An 18,443-nucleotide genomic window follows, 5' to 3' on the forward strand; every position below is an offset into this window, starting at 1 on the left:
GGCGGGCGACCGCTCAGCGGGCCTCCACCATGCGGGCGAAGACGACCACGTTGCCGTCGTAGCCGCGGGCCTTCGAGTACCCGCCGCCGCACGTGATCACCCGGAGTTCCGCGTGCCCGGTGTCCCCGTACACCCGGGCTCCGGGGAAGGCCTCCTTGGAGAACACCTCCACGCCGTAGACCTCGAACACGGCCGTGCGCCCGTCGTACCGTTGTACCTCGATGCGGTTGCCGGGCTTGACCGAACCCAGGCCGTAGAAGACCGCCGGGCCCTGCGCGTTGTCCACGTGCCCCACGATCACCGCCGAGCCGCGCTGGCCCGGCGAGATGCCGTTGAGGTACCAGCCGGCGAGATTGCGGTCCTGCGGCGGCGGGGCGTCGATCCAGCCCTCCGCGTCCAGCCCGACCGTCATCACCGGCGCGTCCACGTTGATCGTGGGGATCCGGATGCGCTGCACCGACGAGTGCTCCAGCACCTCCATGCCCGCGGGCGCCACCGGCGGGTTCGCCGGCAGCTGGTCGGCCGTCACCGCCACGGCCGAGGCCGCGGTGGGCTGGGGCGGTCCGCCGTCGATGTCCACCCCGTTCCGCACCATGGCGAGGCCGGTGAGCATGACCAGGGCGAGCACGCCCCACGGTGAGCGTTTGCGTGACTGCCCGGTCTCGTCCTCGCCCATCGTTCTCCCTTCCCGACGCGGGGGTCCCGACCCGCGTTCCTGTCCCGCCCCTGTACGCCCTACCTCACGCACGCTAAGGGCGACCGGGCGGGACGGCGAGGGGGGAGGTGCGAACGGGTGGCCGCGGCCCCGGAGGGGGCCGGAAGGGGTGCGTCCATCCAGGTAATCGTCACATAAATGCCTGACGGGTCGTGACCTGCGGATCCGTCAGCTGCGCCGTCCGCGCTTCGGCGTGTCGCTCAACCGGGCGGCCCAAAGCCGGAAATGCGGAGCTTGCGGGGCGATCGGAGGGTTCGACGTGGGAGGCGTTCTCGTCGATCATCCGGGGCCGACGCTCCGGGGCGCTTCCCGCTGGAGGTTCCACCATGCGTGTCTTGCGCGCTCTTACCGTGACGGCGGCAGCCTGCGCCGCGATCGGACTCAGTGTCCCGTTCGCCTCCGCGAACCAGAACCCCGGTGGTGGTCAGGGCGGGAACGGCGGTCCCAGCAACATCTCGGTCAACCCGTACTCCGTGCACCAGGGATCCACGATGCAGGTGAGCGCGTCGGGCTGCGGACACGGCGGTACCGTCTCCTCGCACGGGAACTTTCCGCCGGCCAACCTGTCCGCCGGGTCGATCGGCTTCGCGAACGTCCGGATCTTCAACCACGCCTCGCCCGGCCACCACACGCTGTCGGTCCGGTGCAACGACAGCAGCCTGGTCGCCACGCACCGCTTCACGATCCTCGAAGGCAACCCCTCGCAGGGCGGCATCGGCGGGTCCTTCGGCCCGTCCGCCGCCGAGACCGCCATCGGCGCGGGCCTCGTCGGCGCCGCGGCGCTCGGCGCGGGGGCGCACGTGGTGCGCCGCCGCCGTCCGCTCCGCAGCGGGGCCTGACCGGACGCCCTTCCGGTCGGGTGTGTGCCCCGCCCGTGTTCCCCGCTGCCGCCGGTCACCCCAGCCCTCGCCCGGGCCAGGGGTGACCGGCGGCAGCGGGGAACACGGGCGGGTTCTTCAGTGGCCGCGGCCGGAGCCCCTGCGGCGCAGCGCGTACGCGGCACCGCCCACGGCGGTGAGGAAGAGGCCGGCGCCCGCGCCGAACTCCACCGGATCCATGCCGGCCACACTGCCGCCGAGGCCGCCGCGCACTCCGCGGGCGGAACCGGCGGCCGTGGCGTTCGTGGGGGTGGGGGTCCTCGGGGCGATGGCGGTGGCGGTCCGCGTGGAACTGGTGGTCGGCCGGGTCGTGCCGCCGGCGATGGTCAGGTCGGCCGAGCCGGTCTCCCCGTTGCAGGTGAAGGAGACGGAGTAGACGGCCCCGCGCCGGGCGTCCCGGTCCACGGTGACCCGCGCGGTCTGCCCGCGCGCGATGCTCACGGTGTCGAAGACACCGGAGGAGGCGGTGGAGTAGGCGGAGTTGCAGCCACTGACCGCGAGCACCGTCTGGCCGCCGGGGGCCACGGTGGAGGGGGTGATCGTGAAGCCGAAAGAGGTGACCTGGCGGGCCCCTGCCCCGGCCGGGGTCGCGGCGGACGCGCCGAGGGCGCCGAGCGCGAGTACGGCGCCCGTGGCGCCGGCGCTGAGCAGGACGATGGCGGAGCTGCGTATCGCACCCATGCTTGAGTCTCCGGATCCCCGAGGAGCAGCCGCGGAACGGTTTCCGCACGTGGGGGGTCGTGCGCCTCGATGTCCGCCACGCTAGGTCCGGGTGCGGTGGCCCGCGATCAGGAACGGGCGAATGGGGCATGGCCGTAGGCCGAACCGGGGACGGGAGGCCCGTCCCCGGTTTGCCGGGCCGGTTCGCCGGGCGGCCGTCAGCCGCCGAGGTCCAGGTGCGGGAACTGCGCGAGGAAGGGCTCTGCGGTGGCCGCGATGCCCCGCCCGAACGGCGCGTCGAAGTCCCAGATCAGGAACAGCAGGAAGGCGATGAGCGCACTGAACAGGCCGGCCAGCAGCAGCTCCCGGAACGACCGCCTGATCTGCAGCGTGAAGATCAGACCCACGGTCACCAGGGCGCCCGCGATCAGCCCGAACCACACCACCCCCGGCATGGTGGCCCCGGCGCTCTGGCCGCGCGCACTGCGGGCGTCGTCCGCCACCGCGACCTGGTCGACCAGCGGCTGGTACGCCTGCCCCTCGTGGTCGGTCCGCGGCTCGTAGTCGGTGACGTCCCGGCGGATACGTTCCAGCAGCTCCCCGCCGTGGTCCGTGAGGTCGCCGTGGTCGGCCATCTCCTTCCACTCGGTGTCCACCACGTACGTCACGTACGCGTCGACGTCGGACCGGATCTTCTTGCGCACCTCGGCCGGGTAGACCTCGGAGCGGACGCTGATCTCGTGCAGGGCCTGCGCCTCCTGGCGCACGTACTCCTGGGCGGCGCCGCGGCCCTCCCAGACACCGGCGATCGCCAGGCCCAGCACGATCGCGTAGATCACGCCGATCATCATCGTCATGTATTCGATGACGTCCGGGGTTTCGTTCGGATCGTCGTCCTCGCCGATCCTGCGGTGGTTGAAGAAGGCGATGGACAGCACCACGGCACAGGCCGCGGCCATCGCGAGGGACAGGACGAGCCATTCCGACAAGATGACTCCCGATCGGTTTCAGGTGGGGCGGGTCAACGCGGGCGCAGCGCGACGATCGCGAGCACCGCGGGAGCCGCGGTCAGCAGGGTGAAGGTCACCGGCGAGATGTGGTGTTCGGCCGGTTTGCGGGCCGGTGCGTGGTACGCCGGGCGGGCCACCGCCTTCGGCGGCGGCGGTGTCACCACGGGGGCGGGTGGGGGCGGTGCGGGCACCGTGACCGCGCGGGGCGGTGGGGGTGCCGGTTTCGGCGGGGGCGGCGGGGGCAGGACGGGCTTGGGTACGGGTTTGGGCGCCGGCTTGGGCGGCGGAGGCGGTGGCGTGGGCTTCGGGGGCGGGGCGGGCGTGGGCTTGGGGGGTGGTGGTGGAGGGGGCGGTGGTGGTGGTGGAGGCGGTGGGGGCGGCGGCGGAGGTGGCGGCGGCGGTGGCTTCGGCGGGCACGGTGGAGGAGGCGGTGGCGGCGGGCAAGGGGGACCGCCGTGATGGCCCCCGCCGTGGTCCCCGCCACGGCCCCTTCCGTGGCCGGAGCCGCGGTCGTCGCCGTGATGTCCGCCACCCGGGCCGCCTCCGCGGCCGCTGCCGCCGGCCACCGCGACCACCGCGGTGGCGGTCGCGCCGTCCCCGGAGCAGGTGGTCGCGTAGGCGCAGCTATCAGCCACGGCCGGCGTGGCGGACAAGGCCGCCCACAGCAGGACCGGGACCGCCAGCAGGCGCTGGGCACAGGCTCTGTTCACCCGGGGAGCATGGGCCCGCGCGCGCCCGCGCACGCGAGGCTCGGCCCCCGGTTCGCCTGAACGGGTGGAGCCTCGACCCGAGAGGTTTGAGCCAGTTCTGGGCCGGTCCTGCGGCGATCCCGATCACGCACCGGTCAATTCCCAAAAGGGATTTGTCGGTACCGGTCATTCGCCCCGCGGGGCGTGGCGGGCGCCTTTGGTGTGTGACGAAGAACGGATCGCCAATTTCCGCTTTTGCTCGCCCTGTTGGGCAATGATCAGTACATTCGGCTCGGACAGGAGTCCGACCTCGGACGGACCGCCGTAGGAACAACGCTTGGAGACCCCGATGGAGCGCCCGGCCTGGGCCCCGCCAGGCATCGACATATCGGTGCCGAGCGTGTCCCGCATCTACGATTACTACCTGGGCGGGTCCCACAATTTCGAGGTCGACCGCCAGGCGGCCCGCCGCGCCATGGAATTCATGCCGGGACTGCCCAAGATCATGCAGGCCAACCGGGCATTCATGCGCCGCGCCGTCCGGCACGCCCTCGCCGAGGGCGTCACGCAGTTCCTCGACATCGGCTCCGGCATCCCCACCTTCGGCAATGTCCACGAGGTGGCCCAGGCCGCCAGCCCCGAGGCGCGCGTGGTCTACGTCGACCACGACCCGGTGGCCGTCGCGCACAGCCGCGCCGTCCTCGGCGACGACGACCGCACCGACATCGTCGCCGCCGACCTGCGCAAGCCGAAGGAGATCCTGGCCGCCCCCGAGGTCGGCCGGCTGATCGACCTCGACCGCCCGGTCGCCCTGCTGCTCGTCGCCGTCCTGCACTTCCTGGAGGACGCGGACGACCCGTACGCCGCCGTGGCCGGACTGCGCGACGCGCTGGCCCCCGGCAGCCTGCTGATCCTCACCCACGCCTCGTACGAGGGGATCCCGCTCACGGAGGAGGTCGCGGGCGGCGTCGTCGACGTCTACCGGGACATCCGCAACCCGCTCGTCATGCGCACCGGCGAGCAGATCGGCCGGTTCTTCGACGGCTTCGAGCTGTTGGAGCCCGGACTGGTCTCCATGCCCGACTGGCGGCCGGACGGACCCGGCGGCGAGGCGGAGGACGAGACACCGGAAGACCCCTATGCCTTTTCGGGCTTCGGCGGAGTGGGACGCAAGGCGTGAGACTTCCGGCACAGACCGCGGGCGCACCGGACGCTGCCCTGGCGCCCGCCGTCACACCGGCCGCCGTGGCGGCCGCGGCACCGGCCGCCGGTTCCTCCGCGACGCCGCACGGCGGCATCGAGGACCGGATCGCCCGCTTCGCGACGATCTGGGGCCGGGCGATCTTCCCGGTCACGGCGACCTCGCTGACCCGCCCCGAGTTCGAGCGGCACCTGGTGCCGCTCACCCGGACGCTCACCGAGGCCCTGCACGCCCGGCCCTTCGACGCCGCCGTCGCCCACCGCGTGGGAGCCGAACTCGTCGCCGTGCACTGCACCGACCCCGAGGCCCTGGCCGGCACCCTCGGCGTGATCGAGTCGTACCTGGTGCTCTACTGCGGACCGGACGGACTCGAAGGCTCCGGCGTGGAGGCCACCGCGGAGTACCACGCGCGCTGCGCCCGGCTCCAGCACGCCATGGCCGCGGGATACGCCCGCGCCCTGCGCGAGCGCACCCTCCGGGAGCAGGAGGCCATCGCCCGCTCCGCGCTGACCGCCCGCACCGATGCCCAGCAGGCCCTGCACGCGAGCGAGGAGCGCTTCCGGGCCGTCTTCGAGGGCGCGGCCGTCGGCATCGGCATCGCCGACCTCGACGGGAACGTCCTGGAGGTCAACGACACGCTCCTGCAGATGTTCGGCGGGCTGGAGGGCCACGTCCGCAGCCGCAACGTCAGCGAGTGGGGCCACCCCGACGACACCCCCCACGTCTGGCGGATGTACGGGGAACTGGTGCGCGGCGAGCGCGAGAGCTACCGCGTGGAGAAGCCGTACTACCGGCACGACGGCACCGTCCTGTGGACCAACCTCACGGTGTCGCTGCTGCGCGACGCCGACGGGAAGCCGCAGTACCAGCTGGCGCTGATGGAGGACACCACCGAACGCCGGCTGCTGAACCTGCGCCTGCGCTACGAGGCCACCCACGACGCCCTCACCGGACTGCCCAACCGGACGCTGTTCTTCGAGCGGCTCGAAAAGGCCCTCAGCGGGGCCGGCGGCAGCCGCTACGGCCTGTGCTACCTGGACCTCGACGGCTTCAAGACGGTCAACGACAGCCTCGGGCACTCGGCGGGGGACCGGCTGCTGGTGGAGGTCGCCGACCGGCTCCAGAGCTGCGCGACCGGCCCCGGCGAGGTCGTCGCCCGGCTCGGCGGCGACGAGTTCGTCGCCCTGACCACCGGCCCGGACACCGAACAGAAGGTGACCGACCTCGCCGTCCGCATCCTCTCCGCCCTGTCCACGCCGATCCGGCTGGAGGGCCGGGAACTGACGGTCCGGGGCAGCATCGGGATCGTCGAGGGCCCGGCCAAGGAACGCACCCCGGCGGAGGTGCTGCGCAGCGCCGACATCACGATGTACCGGGCCAAGGCGGCCGGCGGCAACCGCTTCGAATTCGCCGACGCCGAGGCCGACGCCCGCGCGATCACCCGCCACGGCCTGACCAACGCCTTGCCGGCGGCGCTGGAACGCGGCGAGTTCTTCATCGAGTACCAGCCGCTGGTCCACATGCGCGACGGCAGCGTGCGCGGGGCCGAGGCCCTGGTGCGCTGGTCGCACCCGCAGTACGGGGTGCTCGGCCCGGACCGCTTCATCCCGCTCGCCGAACGCACCGGCCTGATCGTGCCGCTCGGCCGCTGGGTGCTGGAGGAGTCCGTCCGCCAGGCCCGGATCTGGCAGTGCCAGAACGGCGGCTCGGCCCTGCGGGTCAACGTCAACCTCTCGCCGACCCAGCTGCACCACCCGGGCCTCGTCGCCGACACCGTCGCGGTGCTGGAGAAGTCCGGGCTCCCCCCGGGCGCCCTGTGCCTGGAGGTCACCGAATCGGCCCTGATAGGAGCCGACGACGAACTCCTGGAGCCGCTGCGCCGGCTCGCCGCCCTGGGCGTGGACATCGCCCTCGACGACTTCGGCACCGGCTACTCGAACCTCGCCAATCTGCGGCGCCTGCCGGTCAGCGTCCTCAAGCTCGACCGCTCCTTCACCCAGGGGATGCAGCAGCAGCCCGCCAACCCGGTCGACGTAAAGATCGTGGAGGGGATCGTCGCCCTCGCCCACAGCCTCGACCTCGCCGTCACGGTCGAGGGCGTCGAGACCGGAGCCCAGGCCGCCCAGCTGCGCGCGCTCGGCTGCGACACCGCCCAGGGCTGGTACTACGCCCGCCCCGGAGCCCCCGACCGCATCCATGCCCTCTCCCTCTCGGACGCGGTGCCCACGCCTTCCTGACATCTCCTCCAAGGACCGCGGGGAGGGCCGGAAGCCCGGCCTCGGATTCCCGGCGCCGGGAGCCCGGGCCAAGGGCCGAGTGCCCAGGCCAAGGGCCGGGAGTCCGTGCCAAGGGGCAGAGTGCCCGCGCCAAGGGCCGGGAGTCCGGCCAGGGTTCGGGCGTCCGTGCCAAGGGCTGAGTGCCCGGGCCAAGCTTCGGGCGTCCGGCCAGGATTCGGGCATCCGGGCCAGGGGCCGGCCCGGGCCGCCTCAGGCTCCGGCGGGCGGCTCGCTCCGGTCCAGGCCGACCTCCGTCCCGCGGCCGGGGGTCCGGACGGCTTCCAGGACCCGCTCGTACCGCTCCGCCGTGTCGGCCAGGACGTCGGCGGCCACCGGCAGCCGCTCCGCCTCGTACGCGTCGAGCGCCTCCTCACCGCCGGACGTGGTGAGCGCGGCGGCCAGCGTCCGGCCGAGGGCGGCCGCGTCCTGGATACCGGTGTTCATGCCCAGGCCGCCGGCTATGGGCTGCACGTGCGCGGCATCCCCGGCGAGGAAGGCCCGGCCCTCCCGCATCCGCGTGGCCATCCGGAGGTTGACCCGCCAGGAGGAGAGCCAGGTGGGATCCGCGAGCCGGATCCCCGGCATGGCGGCGTGCCGGTCGAAGATCCGCTGGAAGCTCTCCAGCGAGGGGGGCAACAGTTCGCCGTGCTCGTCCTGCTCGGGCGAGGCCTGCAGCTGGAAGCTGTCCGTCCCCGGCATGGGGCAGAGCAGTATTCCGGTGCCGCCCGAGCTGAACCACTGGTGCCAGACGTCCCGGCTGAGCCCGGGTGCCCGGACGTCCCCGATGACCATCGCGGGCTCCTCCTGACCGCTCCCCTCGAAGGGGATGCCGAGCAGTTTGCGGGTGGTGCTGCGCCCGCCGTCGCACCCGGCGAGATAGCGGGCTCCGATCACGGTGCCGTCGGCCAGCTCCGCGCGCACCCCGGACTCGTCCTGGGTGATTCCGGCGAGCTCCGATCCGTACTCGACCCGCACCCCCAGCCCGGCCAGCCGCTCGCGCAGGGCCGCTTCGATCTGCCACTGCCCGATCAGCAGGCCGGCGGCGGTGGGGGTGTCGTTGATGTGTTCGCCGTCGAAGTACTTGCGCAGGACCACGCTCCTGCTGCCGGTGGCGGCGAGGGTGTCGAGCACGCCGAGCTCTCGGAAGACGTCGAGGCTGCCCGGCAGCAGTCCCTTGCCCCGGGACTCGTGGTGCGGTGCGGTGCGCCGGTCGATGACGCGGACGGCGAATCCGCGCAGTGCGAGGTCGCAGGCGAGCGTCAGTCCGGTGGGTCCGGATCCGGCGATCAGTACGTCGGTCATGGGATGTCCCTCTCCTCGTCGATGTCTCAAGGAAAGCGGCTTTCGCCAGAAAAAGCAACCCGGTTACAAAATTAACTCGGTCACGAATCCGTGCTACGCTGTGCGCATGGAGAACACGACGGGTCTGCGCGAGAACAAGAAGCTCCGTACGCGTCACCGACTGGCGGCGACGGCGCTTGAGCTCTTCCTGGAGCGGGGCTTCGACGCCGTGTCGGTGGCGGACGTCGCCGCCGCGGCCGAGGTCTCCAAGCCCACGCTCTTCCGGTACTTCCCGAGCAAGGAGGACCTGCTGCTCGACCGGTTCGCCGACCATCAGGACGAGGCGGCGCGCATCGTGCGCGAGCGGCCCCCGGGCCGGACACCGGTGGGCGCGGTGCACGCGCACTTCCTGTCGGCTTTGGCCGAGCGGGATCCGATCACCGGGCTGTGCGACCACCCGAATGTGATGGCCTTCCAGCAGTTGATCTACAGCACCGCCAGCCTCCAGAGCCGGCTGAGCCGCTACACCGACCGCGAGGTGGAGCTGCTGGCGGCCGCACTGGGGGCGGAGGAGGTCCCCCCGCTCGCCGCCCGCCTGGCGGCGATCCATCTGGTGGCGGTCCGTCACGAGCTGGGCCGGGTGAACTGGCGGCGGATCGAAGCCGGGCAGAGCGCCGACGAGGCCCACCCGGCTGCCGTGGCCGATGCCGACCAGGCCTTCGGGATGCTCGCCGAGGGCCTCGACAAGGCCCTGCCCATACCCCGGCCATAGCTGGAGCCGCGGTCCAGCCGCGGTCCAGCCGTCGTCCGGCCGCGGTCCAGCCGCGATCCAGCCGTGGACCGGGCGTCGTCCGGCCGCGGTCCAGCCGTGGCCTCGCCCCCCGCGCGGTCAGCCCACCAGCATCCGCTTCAGCTCGCGGGCCGCACGCGGGGGAGCGACGTCGGTGCGGTGGGCCAGGGCCACCGTGCGGCGCAGCGGGGACCCGGCCAGCGGGGTCGCCCGCAGACCGGGGGCGGCGCGGTCCACCACCATCGCCGGGACCACCGCGATGCCGAGCCCCGCCCGGACGAAGCCCAGGACCGCGTCCATCTCGCCGCCCTCCACGGTGAAGACCGGCTCGAAGCCCTCCGCGCGGCAGGCCGCCACCGTCAGCTCCCGCAGGTCGTAGCCGTGCCGGAACATCACCATCGGCTCGTCGCGCAGGCCCCGTACGGTCAGCTCGCCGCCCCCGCCCGGAGCCGGCCGCTCCGTCGACGAGACCACCACCAGGTCCTCCGTCAGCAGTTCCACCGTGGTCAGGGCCGGAGCCGAGGGCGGCAGCGGCAGCGCGATCAGGGCGAGGTCCAGGGCCCCGCGCGCGAGTTCCCGTACGAGGTCCAGCGAACCGCTCTCCTCGATCAGCAGCTCGATCCCCGGATGCGCGGCGTGGAAGGCGCGCAGCACGTCCGGCAGCAGGCCCGTGCACACGCTCGGGGTGGCGCCCAGCCGGACCCGCCCGCGCCGCAGCTGTGCCAGTTCCTGCACCTCCAGCCGCGCGGTGTCCGCGTCCGCCAGGATTCGCCGGGCCAGCGGCAGCAGCGTCTCGCCCGCGTCCGTGAGCGCGATGTTGCCCCGCGCCCGGCTGAAGAGCTCGGCCCCCAGTTCCCGTTCGAGCGCCTTGATCTGCTGGGAGAGCGAGGGCTGGGCCACGTGCACCCGCTCCGCGGCCCGGGTGAAGTGCCGGGTCTCGGCGACGGCCACGAAGTAGAGGAGCTGCTGGAACTGCATCGGCCCAGCGTAACGCGCCCAATAGGCAATCCCTATCGATTTGAGCTCCTTCATGTCTTGGACCTTTCGGGACCTCGGTCCCTACCGTCGAAGACATGGCTCTGGCAACGCGGACGGGTCGACGGCCGTCCACCACGCGCACACTCTGGGACTCCTCCGTCGGCAAGAAGTCCGTGATGGCCGTCTCCGGCCTGATCATGCTCGGCTACCTCGTCGTGCACATGCTCGGCAACCTCAAGATCTTCTTCGGGGCGGACGAGTTCAACGGCTACGCCCACTGGCTGCGCACCCTCGGCTCACCCTTCCTCCACCACGAGTGGGCCCTGTGGATCGTCCGCGTCGCGCTCCTCGCCGCGGTCGTCGCGCACGCCGTGTCCGCCTACCAGCTCAGCCGCCGCGACATCAAGGCCCGCCCGGTGAAGTACGCCCACAAGCGCCGCCGCGCGAGCTACGCGACCCGCACCATGCGCTGGGGCGGCATCATCCTCGGCCTCTTCATCGTCTGGCACCTGCTCGACCTCACCACGCTCACCGTGAATGAGCGCGCCTGGGCGGGCCACCCGTACGAGAACGTCCTCGCGACCTTCTCCACCTGGTACGGGAACACCATCTACATCGTGGCCATGGCCGCCCTCGGCCTGCACATCCGGCACGGATTCTGGAGCGCCGCCCAGACCCTCGGAGCCGGCAACGCCCGGCGCGACCGGACGCTGAAGTCCCTGGCCAACGCCCTGGCCCTCGTCCTCTTCGCGGGCTTCGTCTCCGTGCCCGTCGCCGTCATGACCGGAGTGGTGAGCTGACCATGAGCAACGACTACGCCCACTACACCGAAGGCGAGCCCGTCGCCGACACGAAGGCCCCCGAAGGCCCGATCGCCGACCGCTGGGACCGCCGCCGCTTCGAGGCCAAACTGGTCAACCCGGCCAACCGCCGCAAGCACACCGTCATCGTCGTCGGCACGGGCCTCGCAGGCGGCGCGGCCGGCGCCACCCTCGCCGAACAGGGCTACCACGTCGTCCAGTTCTGCTTCTCCGACTCCCCGCGCCGGGCCCACTCCATCGCCGCCCAGGGCGGCATCAACGCCGCCAAGAACTACCGCAACGACGGCGACTCGGTGCACCGCCTCTTCTACGACACCGTCAAGGGCGGCGACTTCCGCGCCCGCGAGTCCAACGTGCACCGCCTCGCCCAGATCTCCGTCGAGATCATCGACCAGTGCGTGGCGCAGGGCGTCCCCTTCGCCCGCGAGTACGGAGGCCTCCTCGACACCCGCTCCTTCGGCGGCGTCCAGGTGTCCCGCACCTTCTACGCCCGCGGCCAGACCGGCCAGCAGCTCCTCCTCGGCGCGTACCAGGCGCTCTCCCGGCAGATCGCCGCGGGCAACGTCGAGATGCACGCCCGCACCGAGATGCTCGACCTGATCGTCGTCGACGGCGTGGCCCGCGGCATCGTGGCCCGCGACCTGATCACCGGCGAGATCTCCACCCACTACGCGGACGCGGTGGTCCTGGCGAGCGGCGGCTACGGCAACGTCTTCTACCTCTCCACCAACGCCATGAACTCCAACGCGACCGCCGTCTGGCGGGCGCACCGCCGCGGCGCGTACTTCGCCAACCCCTGCTTCACCCAGATCCACCCCACCTGCATCCCGCGCACCGGCGACCACCAGTCCAAGCTCACCCTGATGAGCGAGTCCCTGCGCAACGACGGCCGCATCTGGGTCCCCAAGGCCCAGGGTGACACCCGCCCCGCCGCCCAGATCCCGGAGGCGGAGCGCGACTACTACCTGGAGCGGATCTACCCCTCCTTCGGCAACCTCGTGCCCCGCGACATCGCCTCCCGCGCCGCCAAGAACGTCTGCGACGAGGGCCGCGGCGTCGGCCCCGGCGGCCAGGGCGTCTACCTCGACTTCGCCGACGCCATCCGCCGCATGGGCCGCGACAAGGTGGCCGAGAAATACGGCAACCTCTTCGAGATGTACGAGCGGATCACCGCGGAGAACCCGTACGAGGTCCCCATGCGGATCTACCCCGCCGTGCACTACACGATGGGCGGTCTGTGGGTCGACTACGACCTCCAGACCACCGTCCCCGGCCTGTTCGCGATCGGCGAGGCCAACTTCTCCGACCACGGTGCCAACCGCCTCGGCGCCTCCGCCCTGATGCAGGGCCTCGGCGACGGCTACTTCGTACTCCCCTCCACCATCAGCGACTACCTGGCCCGCCACCCGCACCGGGAAGCCGTCGACGACGCCCACCCCGAGGCCGCGGCCGCCGTACGGGAGGTCCGCGACTGCCTCGCCAAGCTGCTCGCCGTGGACGGCGACCGCACCCCGGACTCCTTCCACCGCGAGATCGGCGAGCTCATGTGGGAGTACTGCGGCATGTCCCGCACCGAGGAAGGGCTGCGCAAGGCCCTCGCCCGGATCCCGGAGATCCGCGAGGAGTTCTGGCAGCGCATCAAGGTCCCCGGCAGCGGCGACGAGTTCAACCAGTCGCTGGAGAAGGCCAACCGCATCGTCGACTACCTCGAACTCGCCGAGCTGATGTGCCTCGACGCCCTCCACCGCGCCGAATCCTGCGGAGGCCACTTCCGCGAGGAGTCCCAGACCCCGGACGGCGAAGCGGCCCGCCGCGACGAGGAGTTCGGCTACGCCGCCGCCTGGGAGTACCAGGGCACCGGCGCCGCCCCCGTCCTGCACAAGGAAGACCTCGTCTTCGAGTACGTCCACCCCACCCAGCGGAGCTACGCATGAAGCTCACCCTGCGCGTCTGGCGCCAGCGCGGCGCCGACGCCCCCGGCCACATGGCCTCGTACGAGGTCGACGGCATCTCCGAGGACATGTCCTTCCTGGAGATGCTCGACACCCTCAACGAGGACCTCATCCTGCGCGGTGAGGACCCGGTCGCCTTCGACCACGACTGCCGCGAGGGCATCTGCGGCGCGTGCAGCCTCGTCATCAACGGCGACGCCCACGGCCCCGAGCGCACCACCACCTGCCAGCTGCACATGCGGTCCTTCACCGACGGCGACACCATCGACGTCGAGCCCTGGCGGGCCGCGGCCTTCCCGGTGGTCAAGGACCTCGTCGTCGACCGCGGCGCCTTCGACCGCATCATCCAGGCCGGCGGCTACATCACCGCCCCCACCGGCGCCGCCCCCGAGGCGCACGCCACCGCCGTGCCCAAGCCCGATGCAGACTTCGCCTTCGAGCACGCCGAGTGCATCGGCTGCGGCGCCTGCGTGGCGGCCTGCCCCAACGGCTCCGCGATGCTCTTCACCTCCGCCAAGGTCAACCACCTGAACGTGCTCCCGCAGGGCGCCCCGGAGCGGGAGACCCGGGTGCTGGACATGGTGGCCCGGATGGACGAGGAGGGCTTCGGCGGCTGCACCCTGACCGGGGAATGCGCCACGGCCTGCCCGAAGGGCATCCCGCTGCCGTCGATCGCCGCGATGAACAAGGAGTGGCTGCGGGCGGTGCGCAAGGGCCCCCGCTGACCTCTGACCGCTCAGGCGGGCGGTGCGGCGCAGGGGCCCCGTCCTCCGACGCACCGCCCGCCCACGCGGTCCAGGGCCCGCCCCGCGACCGCGTCACCAGCCCCCGTACGGGCACCCCCGCCCGGGCGCCGCCGTCGGACCGGGTCCCCGTCCCGGCCCGATCGGACGCCCGGTCCGCCGGCCGGGTGCCCGTACGGGCCGTACGCCGCCCCCGGCCCTGCGGGGCGGCGGGAGAAGCCCGGCCCGCGACGTCCGGCCCTGCGCCGATCGGCTGACCGGCGCGGCCCACCCCGCGCCGCGCCCCGGCGGCGCCCGGGCCATGGGGGACAGTGGCCCCATGCCAGAAGCCCCCGCCGGGTCCGGACCGCGCCGCCGAGCCGTACTGGCCGCCGCCCTCGCCCCGCTGACCGCGGCCGGCTGCTCCGGCGGGGAAGACCCCCGCACCCCCGCCCCCGGCCCGCAGGCCGGAGCCAAGGACGCCCTGATCATGGTGATCCGGCACGCGGAGAAGCCGTACGCCGGCGACTCCGGCTGGGACGAGGAGGGCGAGGACGATCCCGGCTCGCTGGCCGGCCGTGGCTGGCGCCGGGCCGAACAGCTCCCGCATCTGTTCCCGCCGGCCAAGGGCTCCTCACTGCCCCGCCCCGCCGCGGTCTTCGCGGCCGGTGGCAAGGACCGCGCCCCCGCACGGTGCAGGCAGACCGTGGCGGCGCTGGCCACCGCGCTGCGCACCCCCGTCCGCGGCGAGTTCGCCGTCGGCGCCGAACCGGCCCTCGTCCAGGCCGTGTTGGCCGCGCCCATGCCCGTACTCGTCTGCTGGGAACACACCGGCGTCCCCCGCCTGATCCGGGCCCTCGGCGCCCACCAGGTCCCCGGCACCCCCGCGACCTGGCCCGACCGGTACGACCTCGTCTGGATGTTCACCCGCCGCCGGGGCCAGTGGAGCTTCCGCGAACTGCCGCAGCACCTGCTGCCGGGGGACGCGTAGTCCCTGGGCCCCCGTTGGTCCGCGCGCGGTCTCCGTGGGGAGCATCTGCACCACGCTCAGCCGGTGTTGGGGTAGCGGCGGCGCCCACGGGAAGCATCACGGGTGTGCGCCGAACCCCTGCCGCCCTGGCCGTCCTCGCCGTCACCCTCACCGCCGCCGCCTTCTGCCCGCTCGTCGCGCCCGGACCGACCGCGGCCGCGGCCCCTGCCCCTGCCTCGGCTCCGGCCACCGAGACCCGCACCGCCGCCGCTGCCGCCGGCACGGTCCGGCTGACCAGCTACAACATCTGCGGAAACATGTGCTCCGGACCCCCGTACGACGCGGAGCGCCGGATCGCGGAAGTGACCGCCGAGGCCGACCCCGGAGGCTGGGGCGCCGACCAGCTCTTCCTCCAGGAGGTGTGCGAGCACCAGTACCGCGCGCTCCTCGACCGCCTCGGCCCGCTCGGCTACGGCGGGTTCTACTCCGCCACCCTGCCGGCCGGCAACGCGGCCATCTGTGCGGGCCACGCGTACGGGAACGCCGTCCTCGTCCGCGGCCCGGTCTCGGACACGGCCGACCTCGACCTGACGGTCGGCGGTGAACGCGAACCGATCACCGTGCCCTGCGCCCTGGCCTCCCTCGCGGACCGCCCCACCTGGTCCTGCTCGGTCCACCTCTACTGGGACGACGGCACCCTCGCCGTGCCCGAGGCCGACCGGCTGGCGGAACAGGCCCGCCGGTGGTTGGACGACGGATTCGCCGTCGTCCTCGGCGGGGACTTCAACCACTCCCCGCGCACCGCCACGCTGTCCCGCTTCTACCTGCCGGAACGAGGGGACGGCGCCCACGGGGACTTCACCGAGGCCGACGAGAGCGACGCGGAATTCTTCGACCCCGCCGTCTGCCCGCCCGCCACCACCTCCGCGTGCCGTTCGGGCGAGACGACCTTCGGCGCGAAGAAGCTCGACTACCTCTTCTTCAGCGCCCCGCACTTCGGGGCCGCGAGCGCCGATGCCCTGCCCCTCGACACGGCGGTATCGGACCACAACCGGCTGCGCGTCTCGGCCACCGCCAACTGACCGGTGCTCCTACCCGCCGAGCGCCCGCGCCAGGTACGCCGCCGTGCGGCCCCCGCCCGCCGCCGCCACCTGCGCCGGGGTGCCCTCCGCGACGACCCGGCCGCCCGCCGTGCCGCCGCCCGGACCCATGTCGATCACCCAGTCCGCGCCCGCCACCACCTCCATGTCGTGCTCCACGACCACCACCGAGTGCCCGGCGTCCACCAGCCCGTGCAACTGCCGCAGCAGCACCCGTACATCGGCCGGATGCAGCCCCGTCGTCGGCTCGTCCAACAGGTACAGCGTGTGGTCCCGGCGCAGCCGCTGCAGCTCCGTGGCCAGCTTGATCCGCTGTGCCTCGCCGCCCGACAGCTCGGTGGCCGGCTGCCCCAGCCGCAGGTAGCCCAGCCCGATGTCCTCGAGCGCGCGCAGGCTCCGCGCCGCCGCCGGGACCTCCGCGAAGAACCCGGCCGCGGACTCCACCGTCAGCGCGAGCACCTCCGCGATGTTCAGGCCCGCGTAGCGGACCTCCAGCGTCTCGGCGTTGTACCGCGCGCCGGCGCACTCGGGGCACGGGGCGTACGTACTCGGCAGGAACAGCAGCTCCACCGAGACGAAGCCCTCGCCCTGGCAGGTCTCGCACCGGCCGCCCGCCACGTTGAAGGAGAAGCGGCCCGCCTTCCAGCCGCGGGCCTTCGCTTCCGGCGCCGCCGTGAAGAGCCGCCGCACCACGTCGAACAGGCCCGTGTACGTGGCCAGGTTGGACCGGGGGGTCCGGCCGATCGGCTTCTGGTCCACCTCCACGAGCCGCCGTACGGGAAAGTCCGGCTCCGCGAGCCGCTCGCCGACCTCCCGGGCCAGCGCCTGCCCCACCAGCGTGGACTTCCCCGAACCCGACACCCCCGTCACGGCCGTGAACACCCCCAATGGGAAGCGCGCGTCCAGGTTCCGCAGGTTGTGCCGGTCCACCCCGGTCAGGCGCACCGCGCCGGTCTCGGTGCGCACCGGCCGGGGCGCACCCGCGGGCTCCCGCGCCGCGAACAGGTGCCGGGCCGTCGCCGACCCCGCCACACCCGCCAGGGCCGCCGGCGGCCCGCTGTGGAGGACCTGCCCGCCGTGCTCCCCGGCCAGCGGGCCCACGTCCACCAGCCAGTCCGCGTGCCGCACCACGTCCAGCTGGTGCTCCACGACGAAGACGGTGTTCCCGGCCTCCTTCAGCCGGTCCAGTACGCCGAGCAGTGCCTCGGTGTCGGCCGGGTGCAGCCCCGCCGACGGCTCGTCCAGCACGTACACCACCCCGAACAGCCCCGACCGCAGCTGCGTCGCCAGCCGCAGCCGCTGCAGCTCGCCCGCGGAGAGGCTCGGCGCGGTCCGGTCCAGGCTCAGATACCCCAGCCCCAGCTCGGTGACCGGCCCGATCCGGGAACGCAGGTCCTCGGCGAGCACGCGGGCGGGCTCCCCGTCCAGGGTGGCGGCGGCGAGTACGCCGTCCAGGTCGCTCAGCGGCATCCCGGCCAGGTCCGCGATGCCGTACCCCGCGAAGGTCACGGCCAGCGCCTCCGGGCGCAGCCGCCGCCCCTCGCACACCGGACACGGAGAATCGGCGAGGAACCTCTCGGCGCGCGCCCGCAGCGTGGCGCTCTTGCTGTCGGCGAAGGTCCGCATGACGTAGCGGTGGGCGCTCATGTACGTGCCCTGGTACGGCCGTTGGATCCGATCGGCCTCCCGCACCGGGTGCACGGTCACCACCGGCTGCTCCTCGGTGAACAGGATCCACTCGCGGTCCTTCGCGGGCAGCTCCCGCCACGGCCGGTCCACGTCGTGGCCGAGCGTCTCCAGGATGTCCCGCAGGTTCTTGCCCTGCCAGGCGCCGGGCCAGGCGGCGATGGCACCCTGACGGATCGACAGGTCCGGCTCGGGGACGAGGAGTTCCTCGCTGGTGCGGTGGATCCGGCCGAGCCCGTGGCACGAAGGGCAGGCCCCGGCGGCGGTGTTGGGCGAGAAGGCGTCCGAGTCGAGCCGCCCGGCACCCGGCGGATAGGTCCCGGCGCGCGAGTACAGCATGCGCAGGGAGTTGGAGAGCATGGTCACCGTGCCGACCGAGGAGCGCGACCCGGGGGAGGAGCGGCGCTGCTCCAGCGAGACGGCCGGCGGCAGCCCGGTGACGGAGTCCACCTTCGGGGCGCCGATCTGGTGGATGAGCCGGCGGGCGTACGGGGCCACCGACTCGAAATACCGGCGCTGGGCCTCGGCGTAGAGCGTGCCGAAGGCGAGCGAGCTCTTGCCGGACCCGGACACCCCGGTGAACACGGTCAGCGCGTCGCGCGGGATGTCCACGTCGACGCCGCGCAGATTGTGCTCCCGGGCGCCCCGGACCCGTACGAAGGGGTCGCGGGCGGCCTGGGGATCGGTGAACTGGTGCATTCACCCCAGTTTAGA

The 18,443-nt window shown here is 73.0% G+C and carries 16 protein-coding genes; 9 read left to right on the plus strand and 7 right to left on the minus strand.

From position 1 onward, the window contains the following. Positions 1–13: 13 nt before the first annotated feature. Positions 14–676: a class F sortase gene (locus tag AB0D29_RS09660; RefSeq protein ID WP_362852985.1), complete on the minus strand. Its 663-nt coding sequence runs from the start codon at positions 674–676 to the stop codon at positions 14–16. Between the two features lie 365 nt (positions 677–1,041). Between AB0D29_RS09660 and AB0D29_RS09665 the strand changes: the two genes are divergently transcribed. After that, positions 1,042–1,554, plus strand: coding sequence for a hypothetical protein (locus AB0D29_RS09665; RefSeq protein WP_362852986.1), 513 nt, complete (start codon positions 1,042–1,044; stop codon positions 1,552–1,554). A 117-nt stretch (positions 1,555–1,671) separates the two neighbouring features. Here the strand turns inward: AB0D29_RS09665 and AB0D29_RS09670 are convergent, their stop codons facing one another. From AB0D29_RS09670 to AB0D29_RS09680, 3 genes are all read right to left on the minus strand, one after another. Further along, on the minus strand, positions 1,672–2,274 hold the full coding sequence (locus AB0D29_RS09670) for a hypothetical protein (RefSeq protein ID WP_362852987.1): 603 nt from the start codon (positions 2,272–2,274) through the stop codon (positions 1,672–1,674). A gap of 197 nt (positions 2,275–2,471) precedes the next feature. After that, positions 2,472–3,242: a hypothetical protein gene (locus AB0D29_RS09675; protein ID WP_362852988.1), complete on the minus strand. Its 771-nt coding sequence runs from the start codon at positions 3,240–3,242 to the stop codon at positions 2,472–2,474. Positions 3,243–3,274: 32 nt separating this feature from the next. Then, a complete protein-coding gene (locus AB0D29_RS09680; RefSeq protein ID WP_351292931.1) occupies positions 3,275–3,427 on the minus strand; it encodes a hypothetical protein in 153 nt (50 codons plus the stop codon). Between the two features lie 874 nt (positions 3,428–4,301). On the opposite strand from AB0D29_RS09680, the gene AB0D29_RS09685 reads away from it, so the two are divergent. Beyond that, entirely contained in the window at positions 4,302–5,132 is an 831-nt protein-coding gene (locus AB0D29_RS09685) for an SAM-dependent methyltransferase (RefSeq protein ID WP_362853123.1), read from the plus strand. 65 nt (positions 5,133–5,197) lie between these two features. Next, a complete protein-coding gene (locus AB0D29_RS09690; RefSeq protein WP_362853124.1) occupies positions 5,198–7,390 on the plus strand; it encodes an EAL domain-containing protein in 2,193 nt (730 codons plus the stop codon). 249 nt (positions 7,391–7,639) lie between these two features. Here the strand turns inward: AB0D29_RS09690 and AB0D29_RS09695 are convergent, their stop codons facing one another. Then, a complete protein-coding gene (locus tag AB0D29_RS09695; protein ID WP_362852989.1) occupies positions 7,640–8,731 on the minus strand; it encodes an FAD-dependent monooxygenase in 1,092 nt (363 codons plus the stop codon). A 106-nt stretch (positions 8,732–8,837) separates the two neighbouring features. Between AB0D29_RS09695 and AB0D29_RS09700 the strand changes: the two genes are divergently transcribed. Continuing rightward, positions 8,838–9,482: a TetR family transcriptional regulator gene (locus tag AB0D29_RS09700; RefSeq protein ID WP_362852990.1), complete on the plus strand. Its 645-nt coding sequence runs from the start codon at positions 8,838–8,840 to the stop codon at positions 9,480–9,482. A gap of 117 nt (positions 9,483–9,599) precedes the next feature. Here the strand turns inward: AB0D29_RS09700 and AB0D29_RS09705 are convergent, their stop codons facing one another. Beyond that, the gene (locus tag AB0D29_RS09705) at positions 9,600–10,478 is read right to left on the minus strand and encodes a LysR substrate-binding domain-containing protein (RefSeq protein WP_362852991.1); all 879 of its coding nucleotides are present in this window, start codon (positions 10,476–10,478) and stop codon (positions 9,600–9,602) included. 95 nt (positions 10,479–10,573) lie between these two features. On the opposite strand from AB0D29_RS09705, the gene AB0D29_RS09710 reads away from it, so the two are divergent. The 5 genes from AB0D29_RS09710 to AB0D29_RS09730 all read left to right on the plus strand — a co-directional run bounded on the left by AB0D29_RS09710 (position 10,574) and on the right by AB0D29_RS09730 (position 16,025). Next, the gene (locus tag AB0D29_RS09710) at positions 10,574–11,278 is read left to right on the plus strand and encodes a succinate dehydrogenase (protein WP_362852992.1); all 705 of its coding nucleotides are present in this window, start codon (positions 10,574–10,576) and stop codon (positions 11,276–11,278) included. A gap of 2 nt (positions 11,279–11,280) precedes the next feature. After that, positions 11,281–13,233: a fumarate reductase/succinate dehydrogenase flavoprotein subunit gene (locus tag AB0D29_RS09715; protein ID WP_362852993.1), complete on the plus strand. Its 1,953-nt coding sequence runs from the start codon at positions 11,281–11,283 to the stop codon at positions 13,231–13,233. After that, complete coding sequence (locus tag AB0D29_RS09720) at positions 13,230–13,976, plus strand: succinate dehydrogenase/fumarate reductase iron-sulfur subunit (protein WP_351588495.1); 747 nt, start codon at positions 13,230–13,232, stop codon at positions 13,974–13,976. The genes AB0D29_RS09715 and AB0D29_RS09720 overlap by 4 nt, the downstream gene beginning before the upstream one ends. Before the next feature lie 337 nt (positions 13,977–14,313). Beyond that, positions 14,314–14,964: a hypothetical protein gene (locus tag AB0D29_RS09725; RefSeq protein WP_362852994.1), complete on the plus strand. Its 651-nt coding sequence runs from the start codon at positions 14,314–14,316 to the stop codon at positions 14,962–14,964. 104 nt (positions 14,965–15,068) lie between these two features. Then, entirely contained in the window at positions 15,069–16,025 is a 957-nt protein-coding gene (locus AB0D29_RS09730) for an endonuclease/exonuclease/phosphatase family protein (RefSeq protein WP_362852995.1), read from the plus strand. Positions 16,026–16,034: 9 nt separating this feature from the next. Here AB0D29_RS09730 and AB0D29_RS09735 read toward each other — a convergent pair whose 3' ends face one another. Next, the gene (locus tag AB0D29_RS09735) at positions 16,035–18,428 is read right to left on the minus strand and encodes an excinuclease ABC subunit UvrA (protein ID WP_362852996.1); all 2,394 of its coding nucleotides are present in this window, start codon (positions 18,426–18,428) and stop codon (positions 16,035–16,037) included. Positions 18,429–18,443: the final 15 nt, after the last annotated feature.

Origin of the sequence: Streptomyces sp. NPDC048424 (genome assembly GCF_040651555.1) — a bacterium.
GTDB lineage: Bacteria > Actinomycetota > Actinomycetes > Streptomycetales > Streptomycetaceae > Streptomyces.